The sequence below is a fragment of the Verrucomicrobiia bacterium genome (assembly GCA_035574275.1).
Taxonomy (GTDB): domain Bacteria; phylum Zixibacteria; class MSB-5A5; order DSPP01; family DSPP01; genus DSPP01.
In genome coordinates, this window is record DATLYY010000075.1 from 91,854 (window position 1) to 118,715 (window position 26,862).

General features: G+C 54.8%; 23 protein-coding genes. 9 read left to right on the forward strand and 14 right to left on the reverse strand.

What is annotated here, in order from left to right; genetic code table 11:
* Window positions 1–123 precede the first annotated feature (123 nt).
* Window positions 124–945: an MqnA/MqnD/SBP family protein gene (locus tag VNL73_10800; GenBank protein HXF49894.1), complete on the forward strand. Its 822-nt coding sequence runs from the start codon at window positions 124–126 to the stop codon at window positions 943–945.
* Here the strand turns inward: VNL73_10800 and mqnC are convergent.
* From mqnC to VNL73_10830, 6 genes are read right to left on the reverse strand one after another with little or no spacing between them, the layout of a single operon-like run.
* The gene (gene mqnC, locus VNL73_10805; GenBank protein HXF49895.1) at window positions 942–1,991 is read right to left on the reverse strand and encodes a cyclic dehypoxanthinyl futalosine synthase; all 1,050 of its coding nucleotides are present in this window, start codon (window positions 1,989–1,991) and stop codon (window positions 942–944) included. The genes VNL73_10800 and mqnC overlap by 4 nt on opposite strands.
* A gap of 16 nt (window positions 1,992–2,007) precedes the next feature.
* Entirely contained in the window at window positions 2,008–2,784 is a 777-nt protein-coding gene (locus VNL73_10810; GenBank protein ID HXF49896.1) for a menaquinone biosynthesis protein, read from the reverse strand.
* Window positions 2,781–3,917 (reverse strand): CofH family radical SAM protein, encoded by a 1,137-nt coding sequence (locus VNL73_10815; protein ID HXF49897.1) that lies wholly within the window; start codon window positions 3,915–3,917, stop codon window positions 2,781–2,783. The genes VNL73_10810 and VNL73_10815 overlap by 4 nt, the downstream gene beginning before the upstream one ends.
* Window positions 3,896–5,647, reverse strand: coding sequence for a UbiD family decarboxylase (locus tag VNL73_10820; protein HXF49898.1), 1,752 nt, complete (start codon window positions 5,645–5,647; stop codon window positions 3,896–3,898). The genes VNL73_10815 and VNL73_10820 overlap by 22 nt, the downstream gene beginning before the upstream one ends.
* Window positions 5,644–6,192, reverse strand: coding sequence for a UbiX family flavin prenyltransferase (locus VNL73_10825; protein HXF49899.1), 549 nt, complete (start codon window positions 6,190–6,192; stop codon window positions 5,644–5,646). Before VNL73_10825 ends, VNL73_10820 begins: the two co-directional genes overlap by 4 nt.
* The gene (locus VNL73_10830; GenBank protein ID HXF49900.1) at window positions 6,189–7,022 is read right to left on the reverse strand and encodes a UbiA-like polyprenyltransferase; all 834 of its coding nucleotides are present in this window, start codon (window positions 7,020–7,022) and stop codon (window positions 6,189–6,191) included. The genes VNL73_10825 and VNL73_10830 overlap by 4 nt, the downstream gene beginning before the upstream one ends.
* A gap of 207 nt (window positions 7,023–7,229) precedes the next feature.
* Between VNL73_10830 and VNL73_10835 the strand changes: the two genes are divergently transcribed.
* Window positions 7,230–7,601, forward strand: a complete 372-nt coding sequence (locus VNL73_10835) for an RNA-binding protein (GenBank protein HXF49901.1) — start codon at window positions 7,230–7,232, stop codon at window positions 7,599–7,601.
* Between the two features lie 74 nt (window positions 7,602–7,675).
* On the opposite strand, the gene VNL73_10840 is transcribed toward VNL73_10835, so the two are convergent.
* The 8 genes from VNL73_10840 to VNL73_10875 form a co-directional block, all read right to left on the reverse strand.
* Window positions 7,676–10,135, reverse strand: a complete 2,460-nt coding sequence (locus VNL73_10840; GenBank protein HXF49902.1) for an ATP-dependent Clp protease ATP-binding subunit — start codon at window positions 10,133–10,135, stop codon at window positions 7,676–7,678.
* A gap of 82 nt (window positions 10,136–10,217) precedes the next feature.
* On the reverse strand, window positions 10,218–11,300 hold the full coding sequence (locus VNL73_10845) for a protein arginine kinase (protein HXF49903.1): 1,083 nt from the start codon (window positions 11,298–11,300) through the stop codon (window positions 10,218–10,220).
* A 1-nt stretch (window position 11,301) separates the two neighbouring features.
* Window positions 11,302–11,805 (reverse strand): UvrB/UvrC motif-containing protein, encoded by a 504-nt coding sequence (locus VNL73_10850; protein HXF49904.1) that lies wholly within the window; start codon window positions 11,803–11,805, stop codon window positions 11,302–11,304.
* On the reverse strand, window positions 11,805–12,476 hold the full coding sequence (locus VNL73_10855) for an ABC transporter ATP-binding protein (GenBank protein ID HXF49905.1): 672 nt from the start codon (window positions 12,474–12,476) through the stop codon (window positions 11,805–11,807). Before VNL73_10855 ends, VNL73_10850 begins: the two co-directional genes overlap by 1 nt.
* A 114-nt stretch (window positions 12,477–12,590) precedes the next feature.
* A complete protein-coding gene (locus tag VNL73_10860) occupies window positions 12,591–13,823 on the reverse strand; it encodes an ABC transporter permease (GenBank protein ID HXF49906.1) in 1,233 nt (410 codons plus the stop codon).
* Complete coding sequence (gene lysS / locus VNL73_10865; protein HXF49907.1) at window positions 13,823–15,289, reverse strand: lysine--tRNA ligase; 1,467 nt, start codon at window positions 15,287–15,289, stop codon at window positions 13,823–13,825. Before lysS ends, VNL73_10860 begins: the two co-directional genes overlap by 1 nt.
* A gap of 234 nt (window positions 15,290–15,523) precedes the next feature.
* A complete protein-coding gene (locus VNL73_10870; protein HXF49908.1) occupies window positions 15,524–16,147 on the reverse strand; it encodes a hypothetical protein in 624 nt (207 codons plus the stop codon).
* 287 nt (window positions 16,148–16,434) lie between these two features.
* Window positions 16,435–17,208 (reverse strand): type III pantothenate kinase, encoded by a 774-nt coding sequence (locus VNL73_10875; GenBank protein ID HXF49909.1) that lies wholly within the window; start codon window positions 17,206–17,208, stop codon window positions 16,435–16,437.
* 100 nt (window positions 17,209–17,308) lie between these two features.
* Here VNL73_10875 and VNL73_10880 point away from each other — a divergent pair, with 100 nt between their 5' ends.
* The 7 genes from VNL73_10880 (at window position 17,309) to VNL73_10910 (ending at window position 26,825) form a co-directional block, all read left to right on the forward strand.
* Window positions 17,309–18,034, forward strand: coding sequence for a tetratricopeptide repeat protein (locus VNL73_10880; GenBank protein HXF49910.1), 726 nt, complete (start codon window positions 17,309–17,311; stop codon window positions 18,032–18,034).
* Window positions 18,035–18,051: 17 nt separating this feature from the next.
* On the forward strand, window positions 18,052–20,052 hold the full coding sequence (uvrB, locus tag VNL73_10885; GenBank protein HXF49911.1) for an excinuclease ABC subunit UvrB: 2,001 nt from the start codon (window positions 18,052–18,054) through the stop codon (window positions 20,050–20,052).
* 41 nt (window positions 20,053–20,093) lie between these two features.
* Entirely contained in the window at window positions 20,094–21,032 is a 939-nt protein-coding gene (locus VNL73_10890; protein ID HXF49912.1) for a hypothetical protein, read from the forward strand.
* A 27-nt stretch (window positions 21,033–21,059) separates the two neighbouring features.
* On the forward strand, window positions 21,060–22,511 hold the full coding sequence (locus VNL73_10895; protein ID HXF49913.1) for an aldehyde dehydrogenase family protein: 1,452 nt from the start codon (window positions 21,060–21,062) through the stop codon (window positions 22,509–22,511).
* A 264-nt stretch (window positions 22,512–22,775) separates the two neighbouring features.
* Window positions 22,776–24,164: a sialidase family protein gene (locus VNL73_10900; protein HXF49914.1), complete on the forward strand. Its 1,389-nt coding sequence runs from the start codon at window positions 22,776–22,778 to the stop codon at window positions 24,162–24,164.
* Window positions 24,165–24,303: 139 nt separating this feature from the next.
* Window positions 24,304–26,094, forward strand: coding sequence for a S8 family serine peptidase (locus VNL73_10905; GenBank protein ID HXF49915.1), 1,791 nt, complete (start codon window positions 24,304–24,306; stop codon window positions 26,092–26,094).
* Window positions 26,091–26,825 (forward strand): FlgD immunoglobulin-like domain containing protein, encoded by a 735-nt coding sequence (locus tag VNL73_10910; GenBank protein HXF49916.1) that lies wholly within the window; start codon window positions 26,091–26,093, stop codon window positions 26,823–26,825. The genes VNL73_10905 and VNL73_10910 overlap by 4 nt, the downstream gene beginning before the upstream one ends.
* Window positions 26,826–26,862 lie beyond the last annotated feature (37 nt).

Below are 26,862 nucleotides of genomic sequence, written 5' to 3' on the forward strand. Positions count from 1 at the left end.
AATTCAACGGCCCGCACCCTCCCGGCCGTTCTTTCATTTAAGACGGGAATATACGTATGCCCGAATGGATGGCAATATGGCGTAACGGCCAGAATTCTCTATCTTCCAGACGTGGAAAAGAAAATGCTTAAGATCGGCCATTCCCCTGACCCAGATGATGCTTTTATGTTTTACGGGCTGGCCAAGGGAAAGGTCAAAATCCGGGACTTTGAAATCGAGCATGTTATGGCCGACATTCAGACCTTAAATGAGCGGGCCTTCAAAAAGGAATTGGAAGTCACCGCCGTTTCCGCCTTTGCTTTCACGCAGATGGCCGGGGATTACTGGATAATGAAAACCGGCGCCAGCATGGGGGAGGGCTACGGCCCGATTCTGGTGGCGCGTGAACCGATTCAAACCGAGGATTTGAAAGGAAAAAAAGTGGCTATCCCCGGCGTTTGGACGACGGCTTATCTTTTGGCGCAAATCTACTTGCCGCCGTTTGAACCGGTGCCGGTCGATTTTGCCAACGTGTTTGAAACAGTCAAGAGTGGTAAGGCGGAAGCGGGCGTCATCATCCACGAAGGGCAGTTGACTTATCCGGAAACCGGTTTGCACAAAATCGCCGACTTTGGCCAGCTTTGGTTTGCCGAAACCGGACTCCCTCTCCCCTTGGGGCTGGACGTGGTGCGCAAGGATCTGGGAAAAACGCTGGCGGAGGAAATTTCCACCGGACTTAAAAAAAGCATTGAATACGGCTTTGCCCATGAACCGGCGGCACTGGACTACGCCCTGCAGTTCGGCCGCGGCATCGGTATGGCCACGGGCCGCAAATTTGTGCGGATGTATGTCAACGACTACACCCTCGATATGGGACAAAAAGGGGAGAGGGCCTTGAAGCTGCTTTTCGACAAAGCAGCTAAAAAGGGAATTCTAAAAACTAAACCGGAAGTGGAACTGGTTTAGCAGTACCGGATAATCTCGTATAGGGTGGTGCGCTGGGCGGGACGGAAGCCCGCTTCCTTTATCAAAGTAACAACTTCTTCTACCGTCACCTGATTTACAAACCCGGTTGCCTCGTGGACATGCTCTTCAAAAAGCGTCCCGCCGAAATCATCCGCTCCGAAGTAGAGTGCCGCCTGCCCCGCTTTTTTCCCCTCAGAAAACCAGGAGGCCTGAATGTGATCGAAGTTGTCAAGATACAAACGGGAGACGGCAATCATCCGCAAATAGGCGTTCGCCCCGGCGTAAAAGGGGATATGCTTTTCCAGCTTGGTGTTCCCCGGCTTGAAGCTCCAGGGAACAAACGCCGTAAACCCTTTGGTCTCATCCTGCAGGGTGCGGATTGAATCGAGGTGGGTGATGACATCCTCCGCCGTTTCGATATGCCCGTACATCATCGTGGCAGTGGAACGGAAACCTAACTCATGCGCTTCCCGGTGCACGTCCAGCCATTTGTTGGAAGTCCCTTTAATGCGGGAAAATTTCCGCCGCACCCGGTCGGAAAGCATCTCCGCCCCACCCCCCGGCAGGGTGAACTGTCCCGCCTCTTTCAAACGCCGCAGAACCTCCCGCGTGGAAAGTCCGGAAACCTCCGCCATCCCCCAAATTTCCGGCGCCGAAAAGAAATGCGGCGTCAACTTCGGAAAAAGCTCCCGGGTTTTGCGAACCAAACCGGTGTAGTAATCCATCGGTAAATCGGGATGTACGCCTCCTTGCAACAAAACGGTTGTCGCCCCCTGTTCCTCCGACCATTTTATTTTCTTCAGGACTTCATCGTGCTCCAGAGTATAGGCATCCGCCGCATCGGCGTGGCGATAAAAAGCGCAGAAAACGCAGTCGTAGTTGCAGACGTTCGTGTAGTTCGGGTTGGTGTCAACCACGAAGGTGACCACATCCTCGGGCAGCCGCTCCGCTTTTTTCTCCGCCGCCAGCTCCCCTAAATCCAAAAGGGACGCTTCCTTGTAAAGGAGAACGCCCTCGTCGAAGGAAAGCCGTTCCCCGATGCGGATTTTTTCTTTTAAGACTTCAAACAACGGCACCCGCCTCCTCCAACATTTTGGCCTTAACCAAAGCCGACTTGAAGAGTTCCAGCCCCTTTTTCTCTTCCGGGCCGAGACGATAGATAATGCCCCGCAGATAGGCCGTCCGTTCTTCCAGCGTCCCCAAATCATCCGAACCCAGAGCCGCCACATTTTCCAGATTCGCCAGACATTTTTCCAGCGAACTTTCCAGTTGGATTTTTATTTTTTCCAAAACGGCGGACGGAAGCGTTTTGCGGAAGGCCCAGACGGCAAAAACAAAAGGCAGCCCCGTCCAGTGATACCAGAATTCCGACAAATCGTAAAGGTAACGATACGTGCGCAGCTTTTTCCGTTTCTCCGCCAACGCCTGGTTGCCGATTAAAAGCATCCCGGCCGATTTTTGGGTAATGTCGGTGGTGTAGCGCAGCCCCGTTTGCTTTTCCTTCCCTTCCAAAATGAGACGCATAAGCCGGAACGAGGTGGCGGTCTGGTCGGTGACGGCAATCTGCTTGTCGCTCAAATCCCACAGCGGGCAGTCGGTGAAAAGCAGAATGCTTTTTACCGGTCCCCGGGCGGCAATCCCCAAGTCCAGAGCGGAAAATTCATCCTCGACGGTGAAAAAGTCGTAAAGGGACAAAAGTCCGCCGTCGATTTTCCCCTCCCGCGCCAGATTCCCCAGTTGGCCGGGGAAAAGCTCCACCGTTTCGACCGGCAGCCTTTCCCAGCCGGAATAAAACGGAAAGGAATTCAAATAGGGGATTTTGCCAATGACCGGCTTCATGCCACCTGCGGCTGCAATTCCTTTTTTGGCGCGGCGCCGTTTTCGTACACGTGCAACACGTTGTAGCAGGCGTCCCGCTCCACCGGAATTCTCCCCGATTCCCGAATCATCGCCATCAAGCGGCTGCGCGTAAGCCCCGCCGGGCTTTCCGCCAAGGCCAGATGGGCGATTTTCTCCTCCCCGATGGTGCCGTCCAAATCATCCCCGCCGAAGTTCAAACCAATGGAAGCTGTGTTTTCTCCCAACATTACCCAGTACGATTTGATATGGGGGAAATTGTCCAGAACGAGCCGGCTGGTGGCCAAGGTGCGCAAATCGTCGATGGCCGAAGTAAACCGGTCGGTGATGCCGGTATTGCCGGGCTGAAAGGCCAGCGGAATGAAGGTCAAAAAGCCGCCGGAGCGTTCTTGTTGGGCCCGCAGCTTGAGCAGATGGTCAATCCGTTCTTCGAGCGTTTCGATATGGCCGTAGAGCAGTGTCGCATTCGATTTCAACCCTAGCCGGTGGGCCGTGTCATGAATCTCCAGCCAGCGCTCCTCGCCGATTTTTTTGTCGAACAGTTCTTTCTTCACACGTTTCGAAAAGACCTCTGCTCCGCCGCCGGGCAGGGCGACCAGCCCGTGCTCCATCAGTTTTTTCAAAACCTCCTCGATGGAAAGCTTGGCCCGTTTGGCGAAAAAATCGATTTCGACGGCGGTGAACGCTTTTAATTGCGCTTTCGGAAAATGCACACGAATCCGGTCCATCAATTCCAAGCTGTGACTCAAATCCCAATCCGGCCAAAGCCCGCCTACGATGTGCACTTCGTGCAACTCATCATTCAGGCGCGCCAACGCCTCCTCGGTGGTCATGTTGTAGGCATGTTTGTCCCCCGGCTTGGCCGCAAAATCGCAAAACTTGCAGTCCAGAACGCAAAGATTGGTGGGGTTCAGTTGGGCGTTAATGACGAAATAGACGTAGTTGTCCGATTTTTGCTCCTTGACCCAGGAGGCCATTTTGCCGAGCGCAATCAAATCGCGCGTCTGCAAACAGATAAGCCCATCCTCCCTTTCAAGCGGCCTGCCGGAGGTGACCTTTTCCCAGATCGGCTCGAGTTTTTTATCTTTGAATCTTATATCCGGTATTCGTTCCAACGCGCATCCACCTTTTTGACCACTTTTAAGTCCATTTCAATGGGGGGAGGATAACCGCTTTTAAAAGTGGCGTCAATACCTAAAACTCCGCGGTAGACGGGCGCGGCACCAATGAGTTTGGCGGAGGTGAAAACAATGTCCCGCGCGCAATCAAAGCGGGTGAAAATTCCCCAGAGCAGATTCTCTTCGTCCTGCAAATTCACGTCTGCGCTGACGGCCGCGGCCAGTTTGACCGGCGCATCCAGCTTCTGCACCAAATCCTCCACCAATCGGCGGCCGTTAACTTTAGTTTTGACCACCAGCAGACAATTTTCCAAAAGAACAAATTCCTCTATTCCCGGCACGGATTTCAGCCAATCCAGCTTTGGCTTTTCGGATACAGACGCCGCACCCGATTTGCGGGTGGCGTCCAGAATCATCTTGCTTCCCAGATTCATTTTGAAGCTGGTAAAATCGAGCGTATCCAAGGGCACGCCGGGCAGAAGCAGGAAATCTTCCGCCGAATCGAAATTCGCCGCAATTTCGCGCAAAACGGCGCGGAAGTTTTTGACCTCCACCCCGCCGGAAACCACCGCGCCGATTTTGGTCAAGCCCAACTGCCCCTGCCCCAAAAGCGAAAGCGCCGTTTTCACCCCTTCCTTGGCAAAACGATTGTTCACCGAAACGGCCAAAAGATTGTGAAACCCCGCCTGGTAGTAGCTCCACATATCCTCGATTTCCGGATGCATCAGTTTTATCAAGGGGCCCAGCACCTCCTGTACGGCGTCCCCCATCCAGCGATCCTCCTGCGGCGGCTTGCCGACAATGGAGGCGACAAATATCGCATCCCGGCGGCGGGTGATTTTTTGGGCGTGAAAAACCGGGAAGGGGGCCGGATGGGAATAATGGCCGAAATGGTCGCCGAACGGCCCTTCCTCTTTGCGTTCATTCGGCGGACAAACTCCTTCGATGACCAGTTCCGCTTCAGCCGGCACTTCCAAATTCAAACTTTTGGCCTTCACCATCCGCGTCGCTCCCTGCCGCAAAAACCCCGCCAGCCGCACTTCATCTATCCCTTCCGGCAGGGGCGCCACGGCGGATAGAATCAAGGCCGGATCCACGCCGCAAACTACCGCCACTTCCTGCGGAATTCCCATCTTCTCGCACTCGAAATAATGAAACCCGCCCCCTTTTTGAATCTGGTAATGCATCCCGGTCGTAGTCGGCGAATAAACATGCATACGGTAGATGCCGACGTTGCGGATTCTGGTCTTGGGACTTTCCGTGAACATCAACCCCAGTGTCCCGAACCGCCCGCCGTCCTTCGGCCAGCAAAAAAGAAAGGGGAGTTTGTCCAAATCCGGCTCTTCGATGACTTCCTGCACCGGCGCGGCGGAGCGTCTTTTCGTTCCGCTTTTTAAAAAGCGCTTAATCAGCGGCCGATGTCCAAACATTCTTTTAAACGAAAAATTCGGAACATCCTGCGCCAACCGGACAAGCGACGCTCCCAGTTCCGCCGGGGGAACTCCCAACGCCCATTCAACCCGCCTTTTTGCGCCAAGGATATTCACCGCCAGAGGAAACGACGACCCCTTGACGTTTTCAAAAAGCAAAGCCGGGCCTTCGTTTTTCACCACCCGCGTGACGATTTCCGTGATTTCGAGATACGGATCGACTTCCGCTTTGACCCGCCGCAAATCCCCTTTGGATTCGAGGAAATCAAGAAAAGATCGAAGCGAGTGGAAGCTCAAAGCTCCTCTTCTCTCCAGCCGCCCGGCACTTCCACCCCCATCAAACGAAAAATTTTGTTGGAAAAATCCCGGTAGGTATCCTCGAGCGTTTTGGGCAGGGTGTAGAACGGCGGCGAAATCGGCATCACAATCCCTCCCGCCCGTGAAACTTTAAGCGCGTTTTCTAAAGCAATCGAGGACAGCGGCGTCTCCCGCACGGCCAAAATGATTCTTCGGCGCTCCTTCAGCGCCACTTCCGCCGCGCGGGTAATCAAGGTGTCAGCAATCCCCGCCGCGATTTTGGCCAGAGTCGAAATGGAGCAGGGATGCACCACCAGATAGTCGAAGGGGTTGGAGCCGGAGGAAAACGGCGCCGCCAGCTCCTTGTTGGAAAAAATCTTGGCGCAGTGGGATGCCAAATCTTCCGGCGAAAGCCCGGTCTCCATCTTTAAAACCGCCTTCCCCCAGTCGGAAATAACCAGATACTTCTCCCCCGGACAGCGTTTGAGAAAATCGACCCCGTAGATGATGCCGGAAGCCCCGGTCATCGCAATGATGGTTCTCAAAAGTTTGCTCTCCCAACTGCCACCACGCCCAGAACGACAAACCCCACGGCGGCGTTGATTTTGAAAAAAGCCAGTTCAATATTTTCCGCCACCCGATGCTGCCAGACCAAAAGCACCCCCACGGCCACAAGTAGCGCGGCCGACCAGAGGTTGGGAAATTGCCAGACCATTAAAACCGCAAGCGAAGCAAAACCGAGTACGTGCAATATGCTTGAAACCACAAGCGCCTTTGCCTTTCCAAGCAAAACGACGAGCGAATGCAAACCCTGTTTCCGGTCAAACTCCTCGTCCCCAACGGCATAAATGATGTCAAACCCGGAAACCCAAAAAAAAGAGAAAAGTCCGAGCAGAATCGAAGGCCCGCAGCCGGAAAAGGTGCCCATCACCGCCATCCATCCCCCCAAAGGTGCGATGGCGGAAGCCGCGCCGAGCCCAAAATGCGCCAAGGGTGTAAAGCGCTTCATATACGGGTAAACCAAGAAAATGACCAAGGGAATCGGCGAAAGAATGAAGCACCAGGAATTTAGCATCGCCGCGGCGATGATGTAAACGAGTGCGGAAACGACCGCAAATCCCCATGCTTCGCCGACTTTGATTCTTCCCGCCGGCAGCTCCCGCGTCGCCGTGCGCGGGTTCAAGGCATCAATCCGGGCGTCAATGATGCGGTTCAGGGCAAAGGCCGTTGAGCGCGCCCCGGCCGCGGCCAGAAGAATCAACAAATACTCTTTCAGCGTTACCGAAAACCCCTTGGCCAAAAAGGCCCCGGCGTACACCATCGGCAAAGAAAACAGGGTATGCTCGATTTTCACCAGCCGGGCGTATTTCAGCATATCGGGGAAAAAAGAAGTTTTCCGCCTTAGGTCAAGCCTTTTGATTTTGGCCCGTCCCTTGTTATTGCCCTCCCCATCCGCTATACTGCCCCCCGACTCCGTCGGTACGGGGTTCTGCCTCCCTGGGCTTCTTCCGCCTCAAAGAGGCCATACAATTGCGGAAGGGATTGCCGTTTCCAAAAGTGGAAACGGAAAAGAGTTTTTGGTATGGCAGTAAAGTTGTACGTAGGTGGACTCTCCCCGCAGGTCACCACGGAGGAGCTGCAAGCCCTCTTTGCCCAGGTCGGCACGGTGGAGTCGGTGAACATCATCAATGACAAGTTCTCCGGCCGTTCCCGCGGCTTCGGCTTTGTGGAAATGTCCAGCAAGGGAGAGGCGGATGAGGCGATTCTAAAACTCTCCGGCCAGGTTTTGGGCGGCTCGCCGATAGTCGTGAACGAAGCCCGTCCCCAGGCCCCGCGCACAGGCGGCGGAGGGGGCGGTTTTGGCGGTGGGTACGGCGGGGGCGGTGGCCGGCGCAGCGGGGGAGGTCCCCGGCGTCCGGGCGGTGGCGGCGGCGGCCGGCGCGGCCGGTATTAAATCACGACAGAACTAAACCCGAATCAAACAAAAAAGCACCGCTTTGGCGGGGCTTTTTTCGTTTCGCGTCTAATTTACCGCGCCGCTTTTTCCAGCTTTTTACGGGTTTTGGGGCTGAAGGTGAAGACCAGCTTTTCCGCCCCTTCCGGCCAGTCGATGGAAACGTCGGCGTCCGAGGTGTGCTGTCCGCGGAGCAGTTCTTCCGCCAGCGGGTCTTCTAAGTGCTTCTGGATGGCCCGGCGCAAGGGGCGCGCCCCAAAGACCGGATCAAACCCTTTTTCGACCAAAAATTCCTTGGCCCGGTCGGTCAGGGCAAACGAAATTCCCTTCTCGGAAATCCGCTTGGCCACGTCCGCCAGCATGATGTCGATGATGGAAAGAATCTCGGTCCGTCCCAAAGCATGGAAAACCACCGTCTCGTCAATCCGGTTTAACAGTTCCGGGTTGAAAAGCCGCTTCAGCTCTTCCGTGACCTTGGTTTTCATCTGCCCGTAGGAGGATTCTTCCGACTCCTTGGCAAACCCGAGCGACTTGGAGTGGCGGATTTCCCGCGCCCCCACGTTGGAAGTCATAATCACAACGGTATTCTTGAAGTCCACCTTGCGCCCGAATGAATCGGTCAAAACGCCGTCATCCAACATCTGCAATAAAATATTGAAAACCTCCGGATGGGCTTTCTCGATTTCATCCAAAAGCACGACCGAGTACGGCTTGCGCCGCACCTTTTCGGTTAACTGTCCCCCTTCTTCGTAGCCCACATACCCCGGCGGCGCGCCGACTAAACGAGAGACGGCGAATTTTTCCATGTACTCGGACATGTCAATCCGCACCAGCGCGTTTTCGTCCTCGAAAAGGAAGGAGGCCAAAGCCCGCGCAAGTTCGGTCTTGCCGACCCCCGTGGGGCCCAAAAAAATGAAACTGCCGATGGGGCGGCGCGGGTCGGAAAGCCCGGCCCGGCTGCGCCGGATCGCCTTGGAGACAATTTCAATCGCTTCCTTCTGCCCCACCACCCGCCGGGTCAGCTCCTCTTCCATCCGGAGCAGCTTCTGCGATTCTTTTTCCTCGAGGCGGAAAATCGGGATGCCGGTCATCACGGAGACGACTTTGGCAATCTCCTCGGTTTTCAACTCCACCATCTGCTTGTTCCGCTCCTCCTCCCAACCCTTCTTCATCTTTTCCGCTTCTTCCTTTTTCAACTTCAATTCATCCCGCAACTGGGCGGCCCGCTCAAACTCCTGGTTTTTGACCGCCTGTTCCTTGTCTTTCTGGATGGACAGAATATCCTGCTCCAGTTCGGAAAATACCGGCGGCTTGGTGAAACTGGACAAATGCGCCCGGCTCCCCGCCTCGTCCAGAACGTCGATCGATTTATCCGGCTGGAACTTGCCGGATATGTACCGGTCGGAAAGCTTGACGGCGGCGTCCAACGCCTCGTCGGAGATTTTCACTTTGTGATGCTCTTCGTACTTGGGGCGCAGCCCCTGCAGAATCTTCAGCGTGTCGTCTGCCGAGGGGGCCTCCACCATCACGGTCTGGAATCTCCGTTCCAAAGCTCCGTCCTTTTCGATGTATTTGCGGTACTCGTTCAAGGTGGTGGCGCCGATACACTGTAATTCTCCCCGTGAAAGGGCCGGTTTGAAAATGTTGGAAGCGTCGAGCGACCCTTCCGCCCCCCCCGCACCTACGATGGTGTGCAGCTCGTCGATGAAGATGATGACGTCTTTGGAATTGACAATTTCGTTCATCACCGCTTTGAGCCGTTCTTCGAATTGACCGCGATACTTGGTGCCGGCCACCAGGGATGCCATGTCGAGGGTCACCACCCGACGATTCTCGAGGGTTTGCGGAACTTTTCCTTCAACGATCCGCTCGGCCAGCCCTTCCACGATGGCGGTCTTGCCGACTCCGGGTTCGCCAATTAACACCGGGTTGTTCTTTTTGCGGCGGGATAGAATTTGCGTCACCCGCTCAATTTCGTTCTCCCGGCCGATAATCGGGTCCAGTTTCCCCCGGCGGGCCAGCTCGGTCAAATCCCGGCCGAAATGGTCCAGAGCCGGCGTTTTGCTCTTTTTCCGTTTTTTGCCGAAGGCGGAGGGCTTTCCGGTGATGATGTTCTTGAGTTCTTCGTATGCCTCCTTGTAATCCACGTCGTACATGGAGAGCACCTGCGCGGCGACCCCCTCTTCTTCTTTCAGGAGTGCCAAAAGTATATGTTCGGTGTCGATATCCTTCGATTTTAAAGCCCGCGCCTCCTGCCCGGACAGCTCGAGCGTCTTCTTGGCCCGGGCGGTCAGGGGAAGCTGCCCCATCACCATCGTCCCGCCGGAGGGCTGCACCACGTCCTCCACGGACTGACGCAACTCGTTTAGATCCAGCCCGATGTTGGTTAAAATCTCCACCGCCCGGCCCTCTCCCAGTTTGATTACCCCCAGAAGCAAATGCTCGGTTCCGATGTAGTCGTGCTTTAAACGGGCCGCCTCGTCCCGGGCGTATTCGATCGCTCGGCGGGCTCTTTCGGTGAACATCTCGTTCATGCGTTATCCTTCCTTCTCCTATCCAATAATACGCTCGTTCAAGGAAAATGCAATCATTTTCCCCTTTAAAAACTAAAACCCCTTAAACCGTCTTGGAGTTCCCCGCCCCGTTGGGGGCCCCTTTTTCGATGCGGGAGCGGACCAGCTCCGCCCGCAAAGCGTCTCGTTCCCCGGGCTCCATCTCCCGCCCGGCGAACTTCTGCAAATGGGCCGGCTGGCAGAGCAAAAGCAGCTCGTTGACCAGTCCAAGGGGGACGTCCTTGATGACCCCCATTCCCAGCCCCAGCCGCACGGCCGAAAGCAGATTCATCACCTCGCTGGAGGTCAAAACCCTGGCGAAGCGCAAAATCCCGTACGCCCGCCAGATTTTATCCTCGATCTGCTCCTTGGCGTCCCGCGAAAGCACGTAGCGGGCGTTTTCCTCGTATTCGATCACCTGGCGGGTCACCTTTTCCAGCCCTTCCAAAATCTCCTCTTCCGAGCGCCCCAGGGTGGTCTGGTTGGAAAGCTGCAGCAAATTCCCCAGAACGTCCGTCCCCTCGCCGTAGAACCCCCGCACCGCCCAGCCCACCTTGGTGACCCGGTTGATGACCGAATCGATCTCCCGGGTCAAAACCAAAGCCGGCAGGTGAATGAGAACAGAGGCCCGCATCCCCGTGCCGACGTTGGTCGGACAGGCGGTCAAATACCCGAATTCTTCATCATATTCAAAGGCCAGGTTGGCGGAAAGCTCGGCATCCGCCTGGGTCGCCAGCTCATGCGCCTTTCCCACCTCCAGTCCGGAAGTGAGGGCCTGAATCCGCAAGTGATCCTCTTCGTTGACCATCACGGAGAGCGACTCATCCTCCCCCAAAAAGAGTCCGTATCCCTCGCCGCTTTTCATAAACTCCGGGGAGATGACGTGCCGCTCCACCAAAAAGTCCCGGTCCATCCCCGCCAGTTCCCCGTTCTGGAAAAACTTGCCGCTTTTCAACAAAATGGAACGCTCCACGGCCGAGCGCACCTCACCCACCACCTTCTTCCGCAGTTCGGCGTCCGTCGCGGGGGGAAATTTGAAACGGTACAAATTGCGCGCCAGCCGGATGCGGGAGGAGAGAACGATGCCCGCCTGGGGACCGATGCCGGAAAGCCAGGCGGCCGGTTTGCCGGAAAGTTCTTCGAACATGTCAGTCCTGCCTCATCAAAGTCTTGATGCGATCCCTGAGCCGGGCCGCTTTTTCAAAATCCTCGGCGGCAATCGCTTTTTTAAGCTCGTCTTCCAATCTTTTTTCCTCGATTAAAACGGTCTCTTTTTGCGGCACCTGGGTGGGCTTCCGCCCGATGTGCCGGGTGGAACCGTGAATTCGCCGGAGCAAATCGGAAACCTGCGGCTGGAAGGTCCGGTAGCACTGCCCGCAGCCAAAACGCCCCACCTTGGAAAACTCGGCAAAAGTGAAGCCGCATCCCGGGCAGCGCGCCTCTCCCCCCCGCCCCCTTTTCTTTTCCGTCGCCTCCCCCATCATGGAGGACAAAATTTCGGCCAAAGGAAAGGGAACCTGCACGAGCGGATTGGCGGTCATTCCCCGCTTCTCGGCGCACTCCCGGCACAGATTCAACACCGTTTTCTTGTTGTTTACGATTTGGGTCAGGTGGACCCCCGCATCGTTTTTTCCGCATTCCTGACAGAGCATTATTGTTGCACCAGCTTTCTATCTCTAAGTTCCAAAACCCGGTCGGCCCGGCGGGCCAGTTCCGGATTGTGGGTTGCGACCACGAAGGTCCGTCCCTCTTGTTTTAACTCGGAAAAGAGCGCATGCAGTTCCCCGGCGGTGGAGGAATCCAGATTTCCGGTCGGCTCGTCGGCAAAAACCACGCGCGGAGAGCCGATCAAGGCCCTCGCCACCGCCACCCGCTGCGCCTCCCCTCCCGAAAGATTATACACCGGTTCCGCCCCTTTTTCCTTCAGCCCCAGCCGCTCCAAATAACGGAAGGCGGTCGCCAAAGCCGACGTTTTTTCCTCTCCCCGCATCAAGAGCGGAAAGGCGGCGTTTTCCCCGGCCGAAAAATCGGCCAGAAGATGATGAAATTGGAAGATGAACCCGAATTTTCGGTTGCGGATTTGGGCCTGTTTTTCGCCCGACAGTTTGCCGATTAGCTCGCCGTCCAAGATGATTTCTCCTCCCTCCGATTGATCCATAAGCCCCAGCAAATTAAGCAGGGTCGTTTTTCCCACGCCGGAGGCCCCCACCACCGCCACCATCTCCCCGGGTTCGACGGAGAAATCGAGCCCGTCCAGAACCACCAGCCGTCCGGCCGCCGTCGCGTAGGTTTTTTTCAAACCGACCGCCTGCAAAACCGGCATCTTTAAATATCTCCTCCCGAAAATCCCCCGTCAAGCCGGCTCCCCCGTCCTGCATCTGCGCGATTGCCGCGCCGCCGGCCTCTGTTTTTATTGTCGCCCGAAAATAATTTTCCTTTATCCGCCGGCACGAATTGCCTCCACGGCCGGAAGGGACGAGGCCTTTTTCGCCGGATACAAAGTGGCCAAAAACGAAAGTAAAATGGCAGCGGCCGAAACCGCCGCAAAGTCCGCCAGCTTGAACCCCACCGGCAGGAAATCGATGAAATAAATTTCCGCCGGCAGCCGGATGAAATGGTATTGGTACTGCAGCCAGGCCACGGCATACCCCAAGAGATTGCCGAAGAAAATCCCCAGAATCCCAATCCCCGTCCCCAAACTTATAAAAACGGTGCGGATGTTTTGGGCCGTTGCCCCCATCGCCACCAGGATCCCAATCTCCTTTTTCTTCTCCAAAACGAGCATCACTAAAGAAGAAACGATGCTGAAAGCCGCCACCGCCACGATTAAACTTAAAGCCACGAACATCGCATATTTTTCCAAGCTCATCCAGGAAAAAAGATTTTTATGCATCTCCTGCCAAGAAACGCTGTAAGCGGGCGACGGCAAGAATTGGTTTAACGTTTCCGAATACCGCTCCGCCTCGTTGGGGTTTTGGAGACGAATCTGCAGCCCGGTCACCCGCCCGTCGAAATCAAACAGTTCCTGCGCTTTGGACAAATGCACGTAGGCCAAATTGGCGTCGTACTCGTACATCCCGGTCTCGAAAACGCCCGACATCTTGAACTTCTTTACTTTGGGGGAAACACTCCCCCCCATAAAAACCTGCCCCCGCAGGGAAAAGAGCAGCACCGAATCCCCGAGCGTGACCCCCAGCCGCTGGGCCAGTCCCTTTCCCAAAAGAATTTTCGGCAGCGAATCGGGGCCAGCGTTTAAGTTGAAATCCCCGGCGACGATTCGCTCCGCAATTTTGGTTGCCTTCGGTTCTTCCTCCGGCAAAATGCCTCGCACGATGATGCCGTCGTTTTCCAAGCGGGAAGAGATCGCGGCCTTGTAGTAAACGAACGGCGCCCGGGCTACGAATCCGGGAAATGAAGCGAGCAGCGAGTCGAGGGATTGCCAGTCGGTAAGTCCCACGTCGCCGGAGGTGAAAATCACCACGTCGGCGGTGGTTCCGAGGATGCGGTCTTTGACTTCCGCCTCGAAGCCGTTCATCATCGACAAAACAAAAAGGAGGGCCGCCACGCCGATGGCGATCCCTCCGATGGAAATGAAGCTTGTGGCGGAAACAAAGCGCTCCCGGCGGCGGGAACGGAAGTAGCGCCCCGCCACCAGAAACTCCCAGCGCACTATGTCTCCTCCGGCGGCTCGTGTCCGAGAGGGCGCATCTGCGGGAAGAACAAAACATCCCGGATGGAGCTCTGGTCGGTCAAAAACATCACCAGCCGGTCCAGCCCCAATCCCAGCCCGCCGGTCGGCGGCATCCCGTATTCGAGCGCGTTCAAATAATCCTCGTCCAATTCGTGCGCCTCCTCATCCCCTTTTTCTTTCAAAGCCAATTGCTGCATAAACCGCTCCCGCTGGTCAAGCGGGTCGTTCAGTTCGGAAAAGGCGTTGGCCATCTCCTGTCCCATGATGAAAAGCTCAAACCGCTCGGTCAGGCGGGGATTGGAACGATGTTTCTTGGCAAGGGGCGAAATCTCCGCCGGATAATCGGTCACAAAAGTCGGATTTTGCAGCCCCGGCTGCACCTTTTCCGAAAAGAGAATATCGACCAGAACCCCCCAGGTCGGATTCGCGGGCACCTCCAGCCCCATTTTTCTGACGGCGGAAGCCAGCGCTTTCTCGTCTTGCGAAAGACAATCCACACCGGTCGCCTCTTGGATGGAATCCAGAAGCGAAATCTCCTTCCACTCCCCGGCCAGATTGATGGTTTTCCCCTGATGCGGCACTTCCAGCTTCCCCAAAACTTTCTGCGCAATGTGGAGGATGAGATTTTTAGTGAGCTTCATAATATCCCGGTAGTCGTGGTACGCCCAGTACAGCTCCATCATCGAAAACTCCGGGTTGTGGAAGCGGTCAATCCCCTCGTTGCGGAAGTCCTTGCACACCTCGTATACCTTCTCGTACCCGCCCACGACCAGCCGCTTCAAGTACAGCTCATCCGCAATCCGCAGGTAAAGGGGGATGCCCAAGGCGTTGTGAAAGGTTTTGAAAGGCCTTGCCGTCGCCCCTCCATAGAGGGGCTGCAGAATCGGGGTCTCCACTTCAAGGAATCCCTCTCCATCCAGATACTCCCGCATCGCCCGGTAGATGGCCGTCCGCTGGACAAAAACCTCACGGACGCCGGGGGTGACGATTAAATCGACGTACCGTTGCCGGTAGCGCAGCTCCACATCCTTCAGCCCATGCCATTTTTCCGGCAAGGGGCGGAGTGACTTGGCTAAAACTTCGAGACGCGCCGCCCGCACCGAAATTTCTCCCTTGTGGGTTCTGAAAACTGCGCCCGTGATGCCGACGAAATCCCCGACATCCAAATCATTAAGCAATTCATACTGCTTCCCCAAAACATCCGCCTTGGCGTAGATTTGAATCTGCCCCAAATCATCTTGGATATGAAAAAAGGTGGACTTGCCGTGCTCCCGGAACGACCGGATCCGCCCGGCGACTTTTACTTCTTTTTCTTCATGAGCGGCAAAGCCGGCTTTTATCTCCTCCGAAAAATGCGTCCGCTCAAACTTATGGGGGTAGGGGTTTATCCCTTTGGAGACCAGCCGCCCCAGCTTCTCCCGCCGGTGCGCCAAAAGCCCATTCAAAGGTCTTTCGTGTTGTTCTTGCCCCCTTGATTGTTCCGGCACTTCCGTCATAGACAGCGAATATTAGGGGAAATCCGAGGGGAGTCAAGAAAAACCACCCTCGCTGGAACACCCGCTCTTTTTTTGGAAACAAAAACGGGCCTTCCGGAGGAGGGGGACGGAAGACCCATTTTGCCTTGGGAGGAAAAAGGCCAAGCTTTATCCCGGGCGCAGCCGCGGGTTGAACTCAAAAACCTACGGGTTTTTCTCCTTCTTGACGATGGACAGAATGTTCTGCAGCGAGGTGGTGACGTTGGTCAAAACCTTGGAATAGCGTTTCAAAAGCTCGGTGTACTGCCAGCGCATCGAAAAGGCCTTTTCCGGGAATTCGAAAAGCTCGAGTAGCGTCCGTTTGTAAATCTCCTCCACGTATTTCAAGACATAAAACGGAAAGTCGGGAATGTTCGGGTCGGTCGTCTCCCCTTTGGCCAGCCGCTCCTTGTAAATCTCCACCCGCTCCAAAACGACTGTGCCGAAGCACCACGGGCTCATCACCACGGCCAGATTGCCGGATTCGGGGTAAAAGGCATAAACGGTTTTCAAAACCACGTCCACGATGACCTTGCGCGCCCGGTAATAGGCAATTGTTTCGCTCATCCGCGGGTCGGTGGCCGCGAGTTTGGCGTTCAGGGCCTCTTTTTCCTCCAGACAGCGCAGCTCTACCTGTTCTAAAAAGCGATAGTAATCGGCAAAATGAACTTTTACGTTTTCGTTGACGGAAAGGATGTAAAGCCCTGCTTCATCTTTCCCCACGCGAGGGTCTGAAAGGAAGCGCATTTTTTCCGGTGTGAATCCCGGCGCTATTCCGTTGGAAAGCATTCCCCATTTTCTCCTTTAACCCTCCGCTTTCTGCATTTTGCAACCGCTGTGCCACAGAACCGAATTTTGGAGACGAATATTCGACGGAAAAACCCCATTAAAAATTCCCGTTAATCAGTTGCGGATAAGCCGATTATGGTATGGGCGAATCCCCATACTTTTTCCGTCCATCCAAAACGGCGGAAATTGACGAGGAAGCGTCAAAAAACCGCTGTGCAAGGAGGCGCACAAATGTAGGGATGTATTGCAGTGCATCCTCATTCCCCCTCTCTGTATCGGAGAGGGGGTTAGGGGGTAAGGTCTGCTATAATTCTCAACCCCTTCAGCGTCAAATCCGCATCAACTTTCTGTATCCGCTTGGACAACCCGGTCACTGTTTTCGCCAGTCCCCCCGTGGCTATGACCTTGACTTTGGTGCGCAATTCCTTTTCAATTTCCATCACCATCCGGTCAATCCCCCCCGCCGCGCCAATGAGAATTCCGGATTGCAGGGCCTCCTCCGTTGAACGCCCTATGGCCTTCCGCGGCTTTTTCAAAGCCACTTTGGGCAAAAGCGCTGTCCTGCGCACCAAATCCGCCGAGGCGGTCTCCACCCCCGGCCCGATGGCGCCCCCCAGATACTCTCCTTTCTTGGTGACGACCTCAAACTTGGTCGCCGTCCCCAAATCGACCACAACGATGGGCCCGCCGTAGAGATAAAACCCCGCGATGGCATTCGCCAGCCGATCCGTTCCTAACTGTTCCGGTTTTCGGTAGCCGATTTTCAGTCCAACCGGCAGGGCGGCGGAAACCAAAAGCGGCTTTATCCCGAACCTTGTCTGGATGACCGTGGTATAAACATTGGTCAGGCGCGGCACTACCGAGGCGACTACGGCCTTCTCGAGGTAGGGGGTGCTTGAAAGCTTTTTTGCAAGAAAGGTGGAAAGCATTTCCGCACATTCTTCAACCGCCAGCTCCAGTCGGGAGCCGAACCGGTCGGAATGCATCAGCCGGGAACCCCGAAAAAGCCCCGCCGTTGAGGTGGTGTTTCCTATATCCAAAGCTAAAACAAGCCCGGCCATACGGCCAAAAAGCAGGGCCAGGCCCCCTTTGTCAAAACCTATTTGGCCCGGTTACCGGGCCCGTTTTATGCGCTTAAAACTGTTATATTAGGTGGCTGATATGAAAATCCCGTTCGCCGGCTTGATTCTCGTAATCCTTTTTTCCACCGCCCCGGCCCAGGAGCAAAAGCCAGCCAATTCATTGGAAACTTCCGGAAAGGCTGTCCAGCCCCCTCAGGCCAAGACTGCCGACTCTGCCGATTTCTATTTCAAATGGGCCAAAGCCCTTTGCGATTCCGCCAACTACCGGATGGCGGTTTTGAAGTTCAAACGGGCGGTCATCATCCGCCACAATTTCCCGGAGGCTTGGACCGAATGGGGGATCGCCCTGGCCAATTTGGGACGCACGGAGGAGGAGATTGCCAAGTACCAGGAGGCGATAAAAATCGACTCCACGTACGGCGACGCCTACTTCAACTGGGGGACGACTCTGGCCAACCATCAGCAGTTCAAGGAGGCAACCGAAATTTTTAAAAAGGGAATCGCCGCCGCCTCCAAATATCCCAAAAACTACGAGGGACTGGGAAAAGTCCAGAACCAGACCGGCTTTTATTCAGAGGCCATAAAGAGTTTCGAAAAATCGCTGGAGCTGAATCCCGCCAACCCTTGGGCCCTCTTCTGGCAGTCCGGCTGCTACGCCCGGCTGAAAAAGAAAGCCGAATCGCTGGCCGCCCTGGAAAAGGCGATCCAGTGGGGGGGGGATTTTTATAAAATGGAAGCCCAAAAAGACGGCGCCTTCAACTCGCTCTGGAACGATCCCGACTTCAAGAAAATAGTCGGCCTTTAAACCCGCAATAAGAACCGATGTCTCCGTTTCAAGTAATCTCCTCCTACGAGCCGAAAGGGGATCAGCCGCAGGCGATTGAGGCTCTTGCCAAGGGGATCCGGGAAAACCGCCGCTATCAAACCCTCTTGGGCGTCACCGGCAGCGGCAAAACCTTCACCATGGCCAAGGTCGTGGAGGCGGTGCAAAAGCCGACTTTGGTCATCTCCCACAACAAGACGCTGGCCGCCCAGCTCTACGGTGAGCTGAAAAGTTTTTTCCCCAAAAACGCCGTTGAGTTTTTCATCAGCTACTACGACTATTACCAGCCGGAGGCCTATGTTCCCCAGTCGGACACCTACATCGAAAAGGACACCTCGGTAAACGAGGATATCGACCGGCTCCGCCTGCGCGCCACCAGTTCCCTTTTGGAACGGGAGGACACCATTATCGTCGCCTCGGTCTCCTGCATCTACGGCTTGGGGTCGCCGGAGGACTACCGCGAAATGATGGTGTTTGTCGAAGTCGGCCAGAAAATCGACCGGGACAAGTTTTTGAAGATGTTGATAGATATCCATTACAACCGCAACGATTTCGAATTCGGCCGCGGCACTTTCCGCGTCCGCGGCGACGTGGTGGAGGTGCACCTGGCCTACGAGGAAAACGCCGCCCGGGTGGAGTTCTTCGGCGACGAAATCGAAAAAATCTCGGTCATCGATATTTTGAAGGGCGAAGTGCTGGAGGAAAAAAAGAAGGCCAGCATTTACCCCGCCAAGCATTTTGTAACCACGATGCCCAAAATCGAGCGGGCTGTAAAAACCATTGAGGAGGAACTGGCCCAACGACTGGAGTTTTTTCGTTCGCAGGGAAAGCTCTTGGAAGCCCAGCGGCTCGAGTCCCGCACCCGTTTTGACATCGAAATGATGAAGGAGGTTGGCTACTGCACCGGGATTGAAAACTATTCCCGCCATCTGGCCGGCCGAAAGCCCGGGGAAAGACCGTTCACCCTGCTCGATTTTTTCCCCAAGGATTTTCTCTGCATTATTGACGAGTCACATCAAACCCTGCCCCAAATTCGCGGTATGTACAACGGCGACCGAGCCCGCAAGGAGGTGTTGGTGGAGTATGGCTTCCGTCTTCCGTCGGCTTTGGACAACCGCCCCCTTTTCTTCGAAGAGTTTGAATTTCTGATTCCTCAGTTTGTCTATGTCTCCGCTACGCCGGGGGATGTGGAGCTGGAAAAATCGGAAGGGGTGGTGGTGGAGCAGATTATCCGCCCAACCGGACTCATCGACCCCAAGATTACCGTCAAGCCGCTCGCCCATCAGGTGGACGATTTGCTGGAGGAAATCCGCAAGCGGGTGGCCAAGGGGGAGCGGGTTTTGGTGACGACATTGACCAAACGGATGGCGGAGGACTTGGCCGACTATCTGGCGCAGATGGGAATAAAAGTACGCTACCTGCATGCCGAAATTGATGCCATCGAGCGCACCGAAATTTTGCGCGACCTACGCCTGGCGGAATTCGACGTTCTGGTCGGCATCAATCTCTTGCGCGAAGGGCTCGATTTGCCGGAAGTTTCCCTTGTGGCGATAATGGACGCCGACAAGGAGGGATTTTTGCGCTCCGACCGTTCGCTCATCCAGATTTCCGGCCGGGCCGCCCGGAACAAGGCCGGCGAGGTGGTGATGTATGCCGATGCCATCACGGACTCGATGAAAAAAGCAATTGCCGAAACCGGGCGCCGCCGAAAAATTCAGGAAGAGTACAACCGCGCGCACGGCATCGAGCCGCAGACCATTTTCAAAAGCAGGGAGGAAATCATGAAAGCCACCCTGTTTGCGGACTCCAAAACCCCGCCGGAAGCGAAGGAGGAAAAGCTGGACTTGTTCGAGCGGATGGAGCTGGAGGAACGCATCGCCGCCCTGACCCGCGAGATGAAGCGCCGCGCCTCCCAGTACGAGTTCGAAAAGGCCGCCGCCTACCGGGACGAAATCGCCAAGCTGAAGGCCCGGTTCAAAAAAACCGGCAAAAGAAGCTGATTTCTTTTTTCTTTCGTCGGGCTTATATTGCCTCTGGTGGTATGTTTTTGAAACGGATGCTATTGCTAAACTTCAACAAGCTTGTTCTTCTCCTCATCGGGGCCCTCCTCCTGATTTCGCTCTTCACCTCCGGCTGCGAAAAATCGGTAAAAGTCAGCTTCACCACCCGTGACATCATCCGCTTTTTAATCCGCGACAATCCCGGCATCTTTTCCAACTCCTTTCTGGACACTACGCGGGTCAATGCCGCCGGCAGCGATTTTTTCTTTTCCCGCAGTTTTACGGTCAAATCGCTGGACACCGTCATCACCTTGAACGATTTGGATACCATTTCGATCAGCCCCTTGAACGTCGTCCCCAAATCCCCCCGCGATGCCGGCGCCGAAATCATCGACACGTTGATCGGCCAGTTGAAAATCGACAGCGCGGGCAACCAAAAACCCGTCCGGAATTTCCGCCTCCCGGTGACCAAGTTCGGCTACTTTCAAAAACTGCAGTCAGATGCCTTCGTAAACCGCGGCTGGCTGGTGCTCGGTGCCACCCAGACCTTCGTGGGTGTTGATCGCATAATGGATTCCGTGCAACTGGTCGGAATCAACTCAAACCGGGACACGCTGATCATCCGCCAGGCGCGCAATGCGAACCTGGACCCTCTTTCCGATCCGCAGGTCTTCAAAGTCCGTACGAATCCCTACCAGTTTCTTCCGGGCGACTCGGTCGAGGTCCGCGTCTGGGTGAAAATCTCGACCTTCGATACCGTATACGTTTTCTGTCATATCAATGATTTCTCCTCCATCCGGCGAATACAACTCGGGGAAGTTAGTCCGGGAGAATTTCAGGGCGGTTTCAAACTGGTCGCCGATTCCCGCTTGGATTACAACTTTTGGCGCGTGGCGGTGGATGCCATAGCCCATTCCACTTTGACCGGCGGCTCCTTTGACAACGAAATCTGGGGCATCATTTACCAGGTGCACCCCTGACCTAAAATGCCGATATTACTATAACTGATGGAATCGCCGACGGTTAGGGAACATCCGGGGGAACGGCTCTTCATCGGGGGGGCCTGGGTTTCCGGAGGAAACTTCCTCGAGGTGACCGACAAGTTCACGGGCAAGCAAATAGCCGCCATCTCCACGGCCGACGAGGAGTTGGTGGAAATGGCCGTCCGCTCCGCGGAGGCCGGCTTTGCCGCCATGAAAACCCTCCCCGCCATAAAACGCGCCGAATTGCTGGAGAAAATCGCCGGCGCCCTGCGCGAAGCGGCGGATGAATTCGGTGCGGGACTAATTGCCGAAGCGGGCAAGCCGGCCCGTCTGGCCCGCCAGGAAGTGGAACGGAGCATCCAGACCTTCAAATTTGCCGCCGAGGAAGCCAAGCGCATCCACGGCGAAACCGTACCGCTGGACGCCCAGAGCGGCTCGGAAAAAAAATTCGGTTTCTACCATCGTTTCCCCGTCGGCGTCGTCGCCGCCATCACCCCATTTAACTTCCCTTTGAATCTGGTCGCCCACAAACTCGCCCCTGCGCTCGCCGCCGGTTGCTCGGTTGTTCTCAAACCATCCTCCTTGACGCCGCTGACCGCCTTGAAGATCGCCAAAATTGTCGAATTCGCTGGCGCTCCGGCCGGCGCGTTCAACGTCTTGGTCGGCTCCGGAGGAACGGTCGGCAACTGGCTGGTAACCCATCCCAATGTGGCGATGGTCACCTTCACCGGCTCGGCCGAGGTGGGAAAAGAAATTCGCGCAAAAGCCGGGCTTAAGAAAACGCTTCTGGAACTGGGGAACAACTCCGCCGCCATTGTGGACGAGACCGCCGATCTGGACTGGGCGGCGCAAAGATGTGCCGCCGGGGCCTTTGCCTATGCCGGCCAGGTCTGCATCTCCCTCCAGCGGATTTACGTCGAAAAATCGGTCGCACAGCCCTTCGTCGATAAGCTGGTGAAGCTGGCCAAAAATCTCAAAACCGGCGACCCCAAACTGGGCACCACGGACGTCGGCCCCCTCATTTCAGAAGCGGACGCCCGCCGCGTGGAGGATTGGGTGGCGGAAGCCAAAGCGGCGGGAATGGAGGCCAAATGCGGCGGCCGCCGCAAGAACGCATTCTACGAGCCGACCGTTTTATACGGCGACCCCTCCGGCTGCCGCATCGGCACGGAAGAGCTCTTCGGCCCGGCGGTCACCGTCACGCCGTATGAAAAATTTGAAGAAGCCACAGCCGCCGTCAACGCCACCCGCTACGGGCTGCAGGCCGCCATTTTCACCAAGAATTTGAACCGCGCCTTTGCCGCCTTCCGCGAACTGGAAGTCGGCGGCGTCATTATCAACGATTCCCCCGCCTACCGCGCCGATTTGATGCCCTACGGCGGCGTCAAGGAATCCGGCTCCGGCCGCGAAGGAGTGCGCTACGCCATCGAGGAAATGACCTGCCTCAAAATGGCCGCCCTGCATTTGCCGGAGTAACTGCCAACTTTCAAATCGTTCCCTTTCGCATTGCAACAAGCTGACCTTCATTGGTTTAAATCAAAAACCTTCTTCTTCGCTCCCTTAGTGATGCTTGACGGAAATCAAGCGAGACGCTCTAAAAATCTCTTGACACAGGGGGGCTGGTATTTATACTAATAGAGTCAGTGGATTATCTAAATCTGCTGATTATATTAGTGTTAAGAGGTGAGGAGTGTTATAATGTGTCCGGTTCGCTGCGTATCAGAAGTAAAGGAGGATGGTATGCGCATACCGTGCCGGGGCAGGAAAACGTGGGCGTTTCTCTTTTTAATTGTTATCGCTAACGCAACTTTGGTTTTTTCCCAACCCCCCAATATCTACACCTTCTCCGGCGATGTGGACCTGGGAGTGCAGTTCCTATTGGGTTTTCAAAGCTCAGGTCAGCATTACATCGGAGTGAGGGGGGACACGGTTTACGTGATAACCTCCAACGGCTGGACCTGGTGTTCAAAATCCACTGATGGAGGGCAAACCTTCGGTACGCCCGTGCGGGTCAATTCCACTGCAGAGGCCTACAATCCTTCGATGCGGGTAGATACAGGGGGAATAATCTATGTGGCCTATCAAGATGAATTTGCTGACATCCGATTTACCAAGTCCACGGATGGAGGGGTAACATTTATTCCGGGAGTTAAAGTCAATGATGACACCATCCCACAGGTCGGCCAGGAAAAGCCCGCCATTGCGGTCAATAATAAAGGACAAATTTTCATTGCTTGGAACGATCAACGGAATATAGCTCGGCCCGGCCGAACGGTTTTTTCTGCAGCAAGTTTCGATGGAGGATTAATCTTCACCCCGAATGTTCAAGTGAGCGAACCCGATATTTCTGCGGGTGTCAGTGACATTGCCGCCGATGATAGTGGGAGAGTTTATGTCCTTTACGGAGGAGTAGCTATTGCTCGGAGTATTGATACTGGACAGAGTTTCCCATCCCGCACCTATATCACGGAGCCGTTATGGCTACTCGGTTTCACCAGTATGGCTGTCTCAGGACCCTTCGCGGGCATAGTCGGCGTTGCTGCACCACCTGATGACGTTTTTAAGACCTCAATTTGTTTTTCTGCCAGCTGCGACTACGGACAGACCTTTTCCCCCATTGTTTTAGTAAATGACGACAGCTTATCCGGCAATTCATACCCCTCGTTATTTTTTAACAACGGTGCATTTTTTGTAAGCTGGAACGGGGAGCGTTCAGGCCGATTTCGAGATATTTATTTCAGCTATAGTTCCGATACGGGTCAGACGTTTGCTCATAGCAAACAAGCCAACTCGGACACATTGACCGATGCGGTCTCTCCGTCGCTGGCCATAAATGAAGCAGGTAAGGCCTTTGTGGTATGGCTGGATCCACGGCGCGACCCCTGGTATGAGGAGGATTGGCATCCTTTTGTGGCAGTTGGCAACCCTACTTATATAAAAGGGGATTTAAACTTGGATCTTATTTTATCAATAGCCGATGTTGTTACACTTATTAACGTAGTTTTTTTGAATTCTTCTTTTCCTGCGCCCTTCGAAAATGCAGATGGAAATTGCGACGGGATTTTGCGACCCGTCGATGTAGTGTTGGAATTGCAAGCGGTCTTTTTAGAACAGGATTTTCCTTGTTAACAGAGATGTTTTATGATACACCTCGCAAAATGGCATCCCTTTAGTTGTAGTCCTCCGCCCGAACAAAACAAGAGAAGCATTCTGGATTCAATCAGTTTTTTTGTAACCAGTTTTAATTGGGAATTAAATGGGAGGATTTATGAAAAAGATTGGATTTGCTTTCGGGACTTTGGCTTTGGTTTTTGGTCTCCTGAATCCGGGATGGAGTCAGGACCAAATTCCCGGCCAAATTTATGTAAGCTTCAAGCCGAACAGAGTGACACTCGAGACGGACACCAGTGGCTTTATGGTATGCCACATTGACTACCTCGATTCGGTAAATTTAGCAAACGAACTGCAGGCGATCTTCAACGTGAACTGCGGCGATTGCCCGCTTTTGGAAAACGATTATATAGCGGTCTTTCCGGACAGCGCCGACATTCCCGACTTGGTTGACGCCTATCTGGCGGATACCAACGTTATATGGGCGGGCGCTCGATATTTTCCGGTTTTTGATTTCACCCCCAACGATTCCTTTTTCGCCAAGCCCTCGCCATCGGCAACACCTTCCAGCTACCAGTGGCCGCTGGATTCCGCTCACCTGCAAATGGAAAAGGCCTGGGACATTACCAAAGGAGATACTGGCGTGGTTATCGCCATTCTGGACAGTTGGCACGCTTGGCGGCACCCGGATTTGGAGACGACCGCTTGGCTTAACTACGGCGAAGATAGGAACGGAAATGGCCAATTCGACCCCGAGCCGTATCCCACCGGCGATCTGGACAGCGTGGATAATGACAATGACGGGTATATTGACAACATGCTTGGTTATCATTTTGACGCTGTTGACAGTAATAATGAATTGGTTATTTGTAATCCGAATCCGGAGCCGATTCTTAACTCACAATGGGATAGTAACCTTGTACCGCAATATCCGCACCTCCAGCCTTTCAAGCACGGTACTTGGACTTGGGGCACCGTGGCCGCCAAAACCCACAACTATCGGGGGGTGGCCGGGGCTGGATTTAACTGTCGAGTGCTGCCGGTTGGCTTCGACAATTATGCGCCGGTAGGTCCCGCCTTTTGCTACTTGTTGCAAATGAAGCTCCAACACGGCATCCCTCATATCGTCAATATGAGCTTTAGGGTCACACCCGCGACCCCAAACGACACCGTTCTTGTGGATTCCCTCTACGGTTTGGGGGTCGTCCTTATTGGGGCCGCAGGGAATGATTTTGGCCGTGAGGTTGCCAATTTCCCCGCTGGGCGCCCGAAGGTGATATCCGTGGCGGCTACGGATAGCAACGATTACAGGGCGCATTTCTCGACCATTGATACTACCGTTGACCTTTCGGCGCCGGGTTTCAATTATATGACACAAATTGACTTTGATATTGATAGTAACAAAGTGGTGGGGTATGGATACGCTTCCGTGGATAGTTCCTACACCCCGCCCTATTTTATTAAGGGAACCTCCTTCTCTGCTCCTCTCGTTGCCGGAGTTGCCGGTCTGGTGCGTTCGCTTTTCCCATCTTGGTCGGTGGACGAAATTATGGCCAAAATAAGAAGCTCAACGGACTCCATACAGTATCACTCCCAAGCGGATAGAGATTCGTTAGCTGGAAAATTTGGCACCGGCCGTCTGAACGCCTACAAGGCGGTCACCTTCTTCGGGAACATTCCCAACTCGGCCAACGACACCACGCTGGACGGGGTGGTTTACGTCTCCGGGGATATAACGGTACCGGCCGGAAAGACCCTGACTTTAACGGCAGGAACGTCCTTGAAGTTTGTTTCTGGGGACGTGATGCCTTCCACCGGCAATCCGAGTCCGGGGAAGGGGCAGTTAATCGTCAAGGGAACCTTGACCTGTCTGGGAAGTGTGTCGGATTCAATCATTCTAACTTCGTTTCAGTCCTCGCCCCAAGCGGGGACTGGGCCGGGATTTTGATTGATACGAATGGCAGGGCGAATATCGAGTTCACCCGTTTCAGCTATGCCGACACCGCTTTGGCTGTTTGCGGAGATACGGCCACGGTGGTAGTGTATAATTCCACGTTCAATTATTTCAACGGGGCGGCGGTTTCGAGTAGAAGCTACAAGACCAAACTGGGCGGGATATATCCGGTTCCGAATCCCCCGGATTGCGGCAGAAATAATTTCCTGATGAACACGGCCACTTCGGGGGCGAAGGCGGTGATTAAGACAACCTCTCCCGGTGGAACCTTGAAAGCGGAAGGGAACTGGTGGGATTCCGTGCCGCCGCCCAGCAGCTATTTTTCGGGCAACGTGGACAGAACGCCGTATTTGACGGGAGTGGCCACGCCCGATTCCTGCAATGCGGGCGGGCAGTTTTCAGAACCCCCACCGGAGGAAAAAGTGGCCGTCCGGCCAATCGTGCCCACCCACTTTGAGCTGGCCCAGAATTATCCCAACCCGTTCAATCTCACGGCTACCATCGAATATGCTTTGCCTCAAGCGGTGAAGGTGGAGTTGAAGGTATTCAACATTCTCGGACAAGTAGTGCGTACACTGGTGGACGAAGAAAAACCGGTCGGCTATCATCAGGTTGTTTGGGATGGGAAAGACCAAACGGGACAGCCCGTTTCATCCGGCATCTACTTGTATCAAATCAAAGCCGGGGATTATGTTGAAACCAAGAAAATGCACTTGCTGAAATAATTCTCCTTGCTTCCAAGAAAGCCGCTCCGCTTGGAGC

What these genes read in the sequence shown, in the direction of transcription:
- VNL73_10810 (HXF49896.1), bottom strand. Translation starts at nt 2,784, where the DNA reads ATGAAGCCGGTCATTGGCAAAATCCCCTATTTGAATTCCTTTCCGTTT.
- VNL73_10890 (HXF49912.1), top strand. Translation starts at nt 20,094, where the DNA reads ATGTTTTTGAAACGGATGCTATTGCTAAACTTCAACAAGCTTGTTCTT.
- VNL73_10895 (HXF49913.1), top strand. Translation starts at nt 21,060, where the DNA reads ATGGAATCGCCGACGGTTAGGGAACATCCGGGGGAACGGCTCTTCATC.
- VNL73_10880 (HXF49910.1), top strand. Translation starts at nt 17,309, where the DNA reads ATGAAAATCCCGTTCGCCGGCTTGATTCTCGTAATCCTTTTTTCCACC.
- VNL73_10855 (HXF49905.1), bottom strand. Translation starts at nt 12,476, where the DNA reads ATGCCGGTTTTGCAGGCGGTCGGTTTGAAAAAAACCTACGCGACGGCG.
- VNL73_10905 (HXF49915.1), top strand. Translation starts at nt 24,304, where the DNA reads ATGAAAAAGATTGGATTTGCTTTCGGGACTTTGGCTTTGGTTTTTGGT.
- VNL73_10840 (HXF49902.1), bottom strand. Translation starts at nt 10,135, where the DNA reads ATGAACGAGATGTTCACCGAAAGAGCCCGCCGAGCGATCGAATACGCC.
- VNL73_10835 (HXF49901.1), top strand. Translation starts at nt 7,230, where the DNA reads ATGGCAGTAAAGTTGTACGTAGGTGGACTCTCCCCGCAGGTCACCACG.
- VNL73_10845 (HXF49903.1), bottom strand. Translation starts at nt 11,300, where the DNA reads ATGTTCGAAGAACTTTCCGGCAAACCGGCCGCCTGGCTTTCCGGCATC.
- VNL73_10830 (HXF49900.1), bottom strand. Translation starts at nt 7,022, where the DNA reads ATGCTGAAATACGCCCGGCTGGTGAAAATCGAGCATACCCTGTTTTCT.
- VNL73_10875 (HXF49909.1), bottom strand. Translation starts at nt 17,208, where the DNA reads ATGGCCGGGCTTGTTTTAGCTTTGGATATAGGAAACACCACCTCAACG.
- VNL73_10870 (HXF49908.1), bottom strand. Translation starts at nt 16,147, where the DNA reads ATGCTTTCCAACGGAATAGCGCCGGGATTCACACCGGAAAAAATGCGC.
- uvrB (HXF49911.1), top strand. Translation starts at nt 18,052, where the DNA reads ATGTCTCCGTTTCAAGTAATCTCCTCCTACGAGCCGAAAGGGGATCAG.
- VNL73_10850 (HXF49904.1), bottom strand. Translation starts at nt 11,805, where the DNA reads ATGCTCTGTCAGGAATGCGGAAAAAACGATGCGGGGGTCCACCTGACC.
- VNL73_10900 (HXF49914.1), top strand. Translation starts at nt 22,776, where the DNA reads ATGCGCATACCGTGCCGGGGCAGGAAAACGTGGGCGTTTCTCTTTTTA.
- VNL73_10800 (HXF49894.1), top strand. Translation starts at nt 124, where the DNA reads ATGCTTAAGATCGGCCATTCCCCTGACCCAGATGATGCTTTTATGTTT.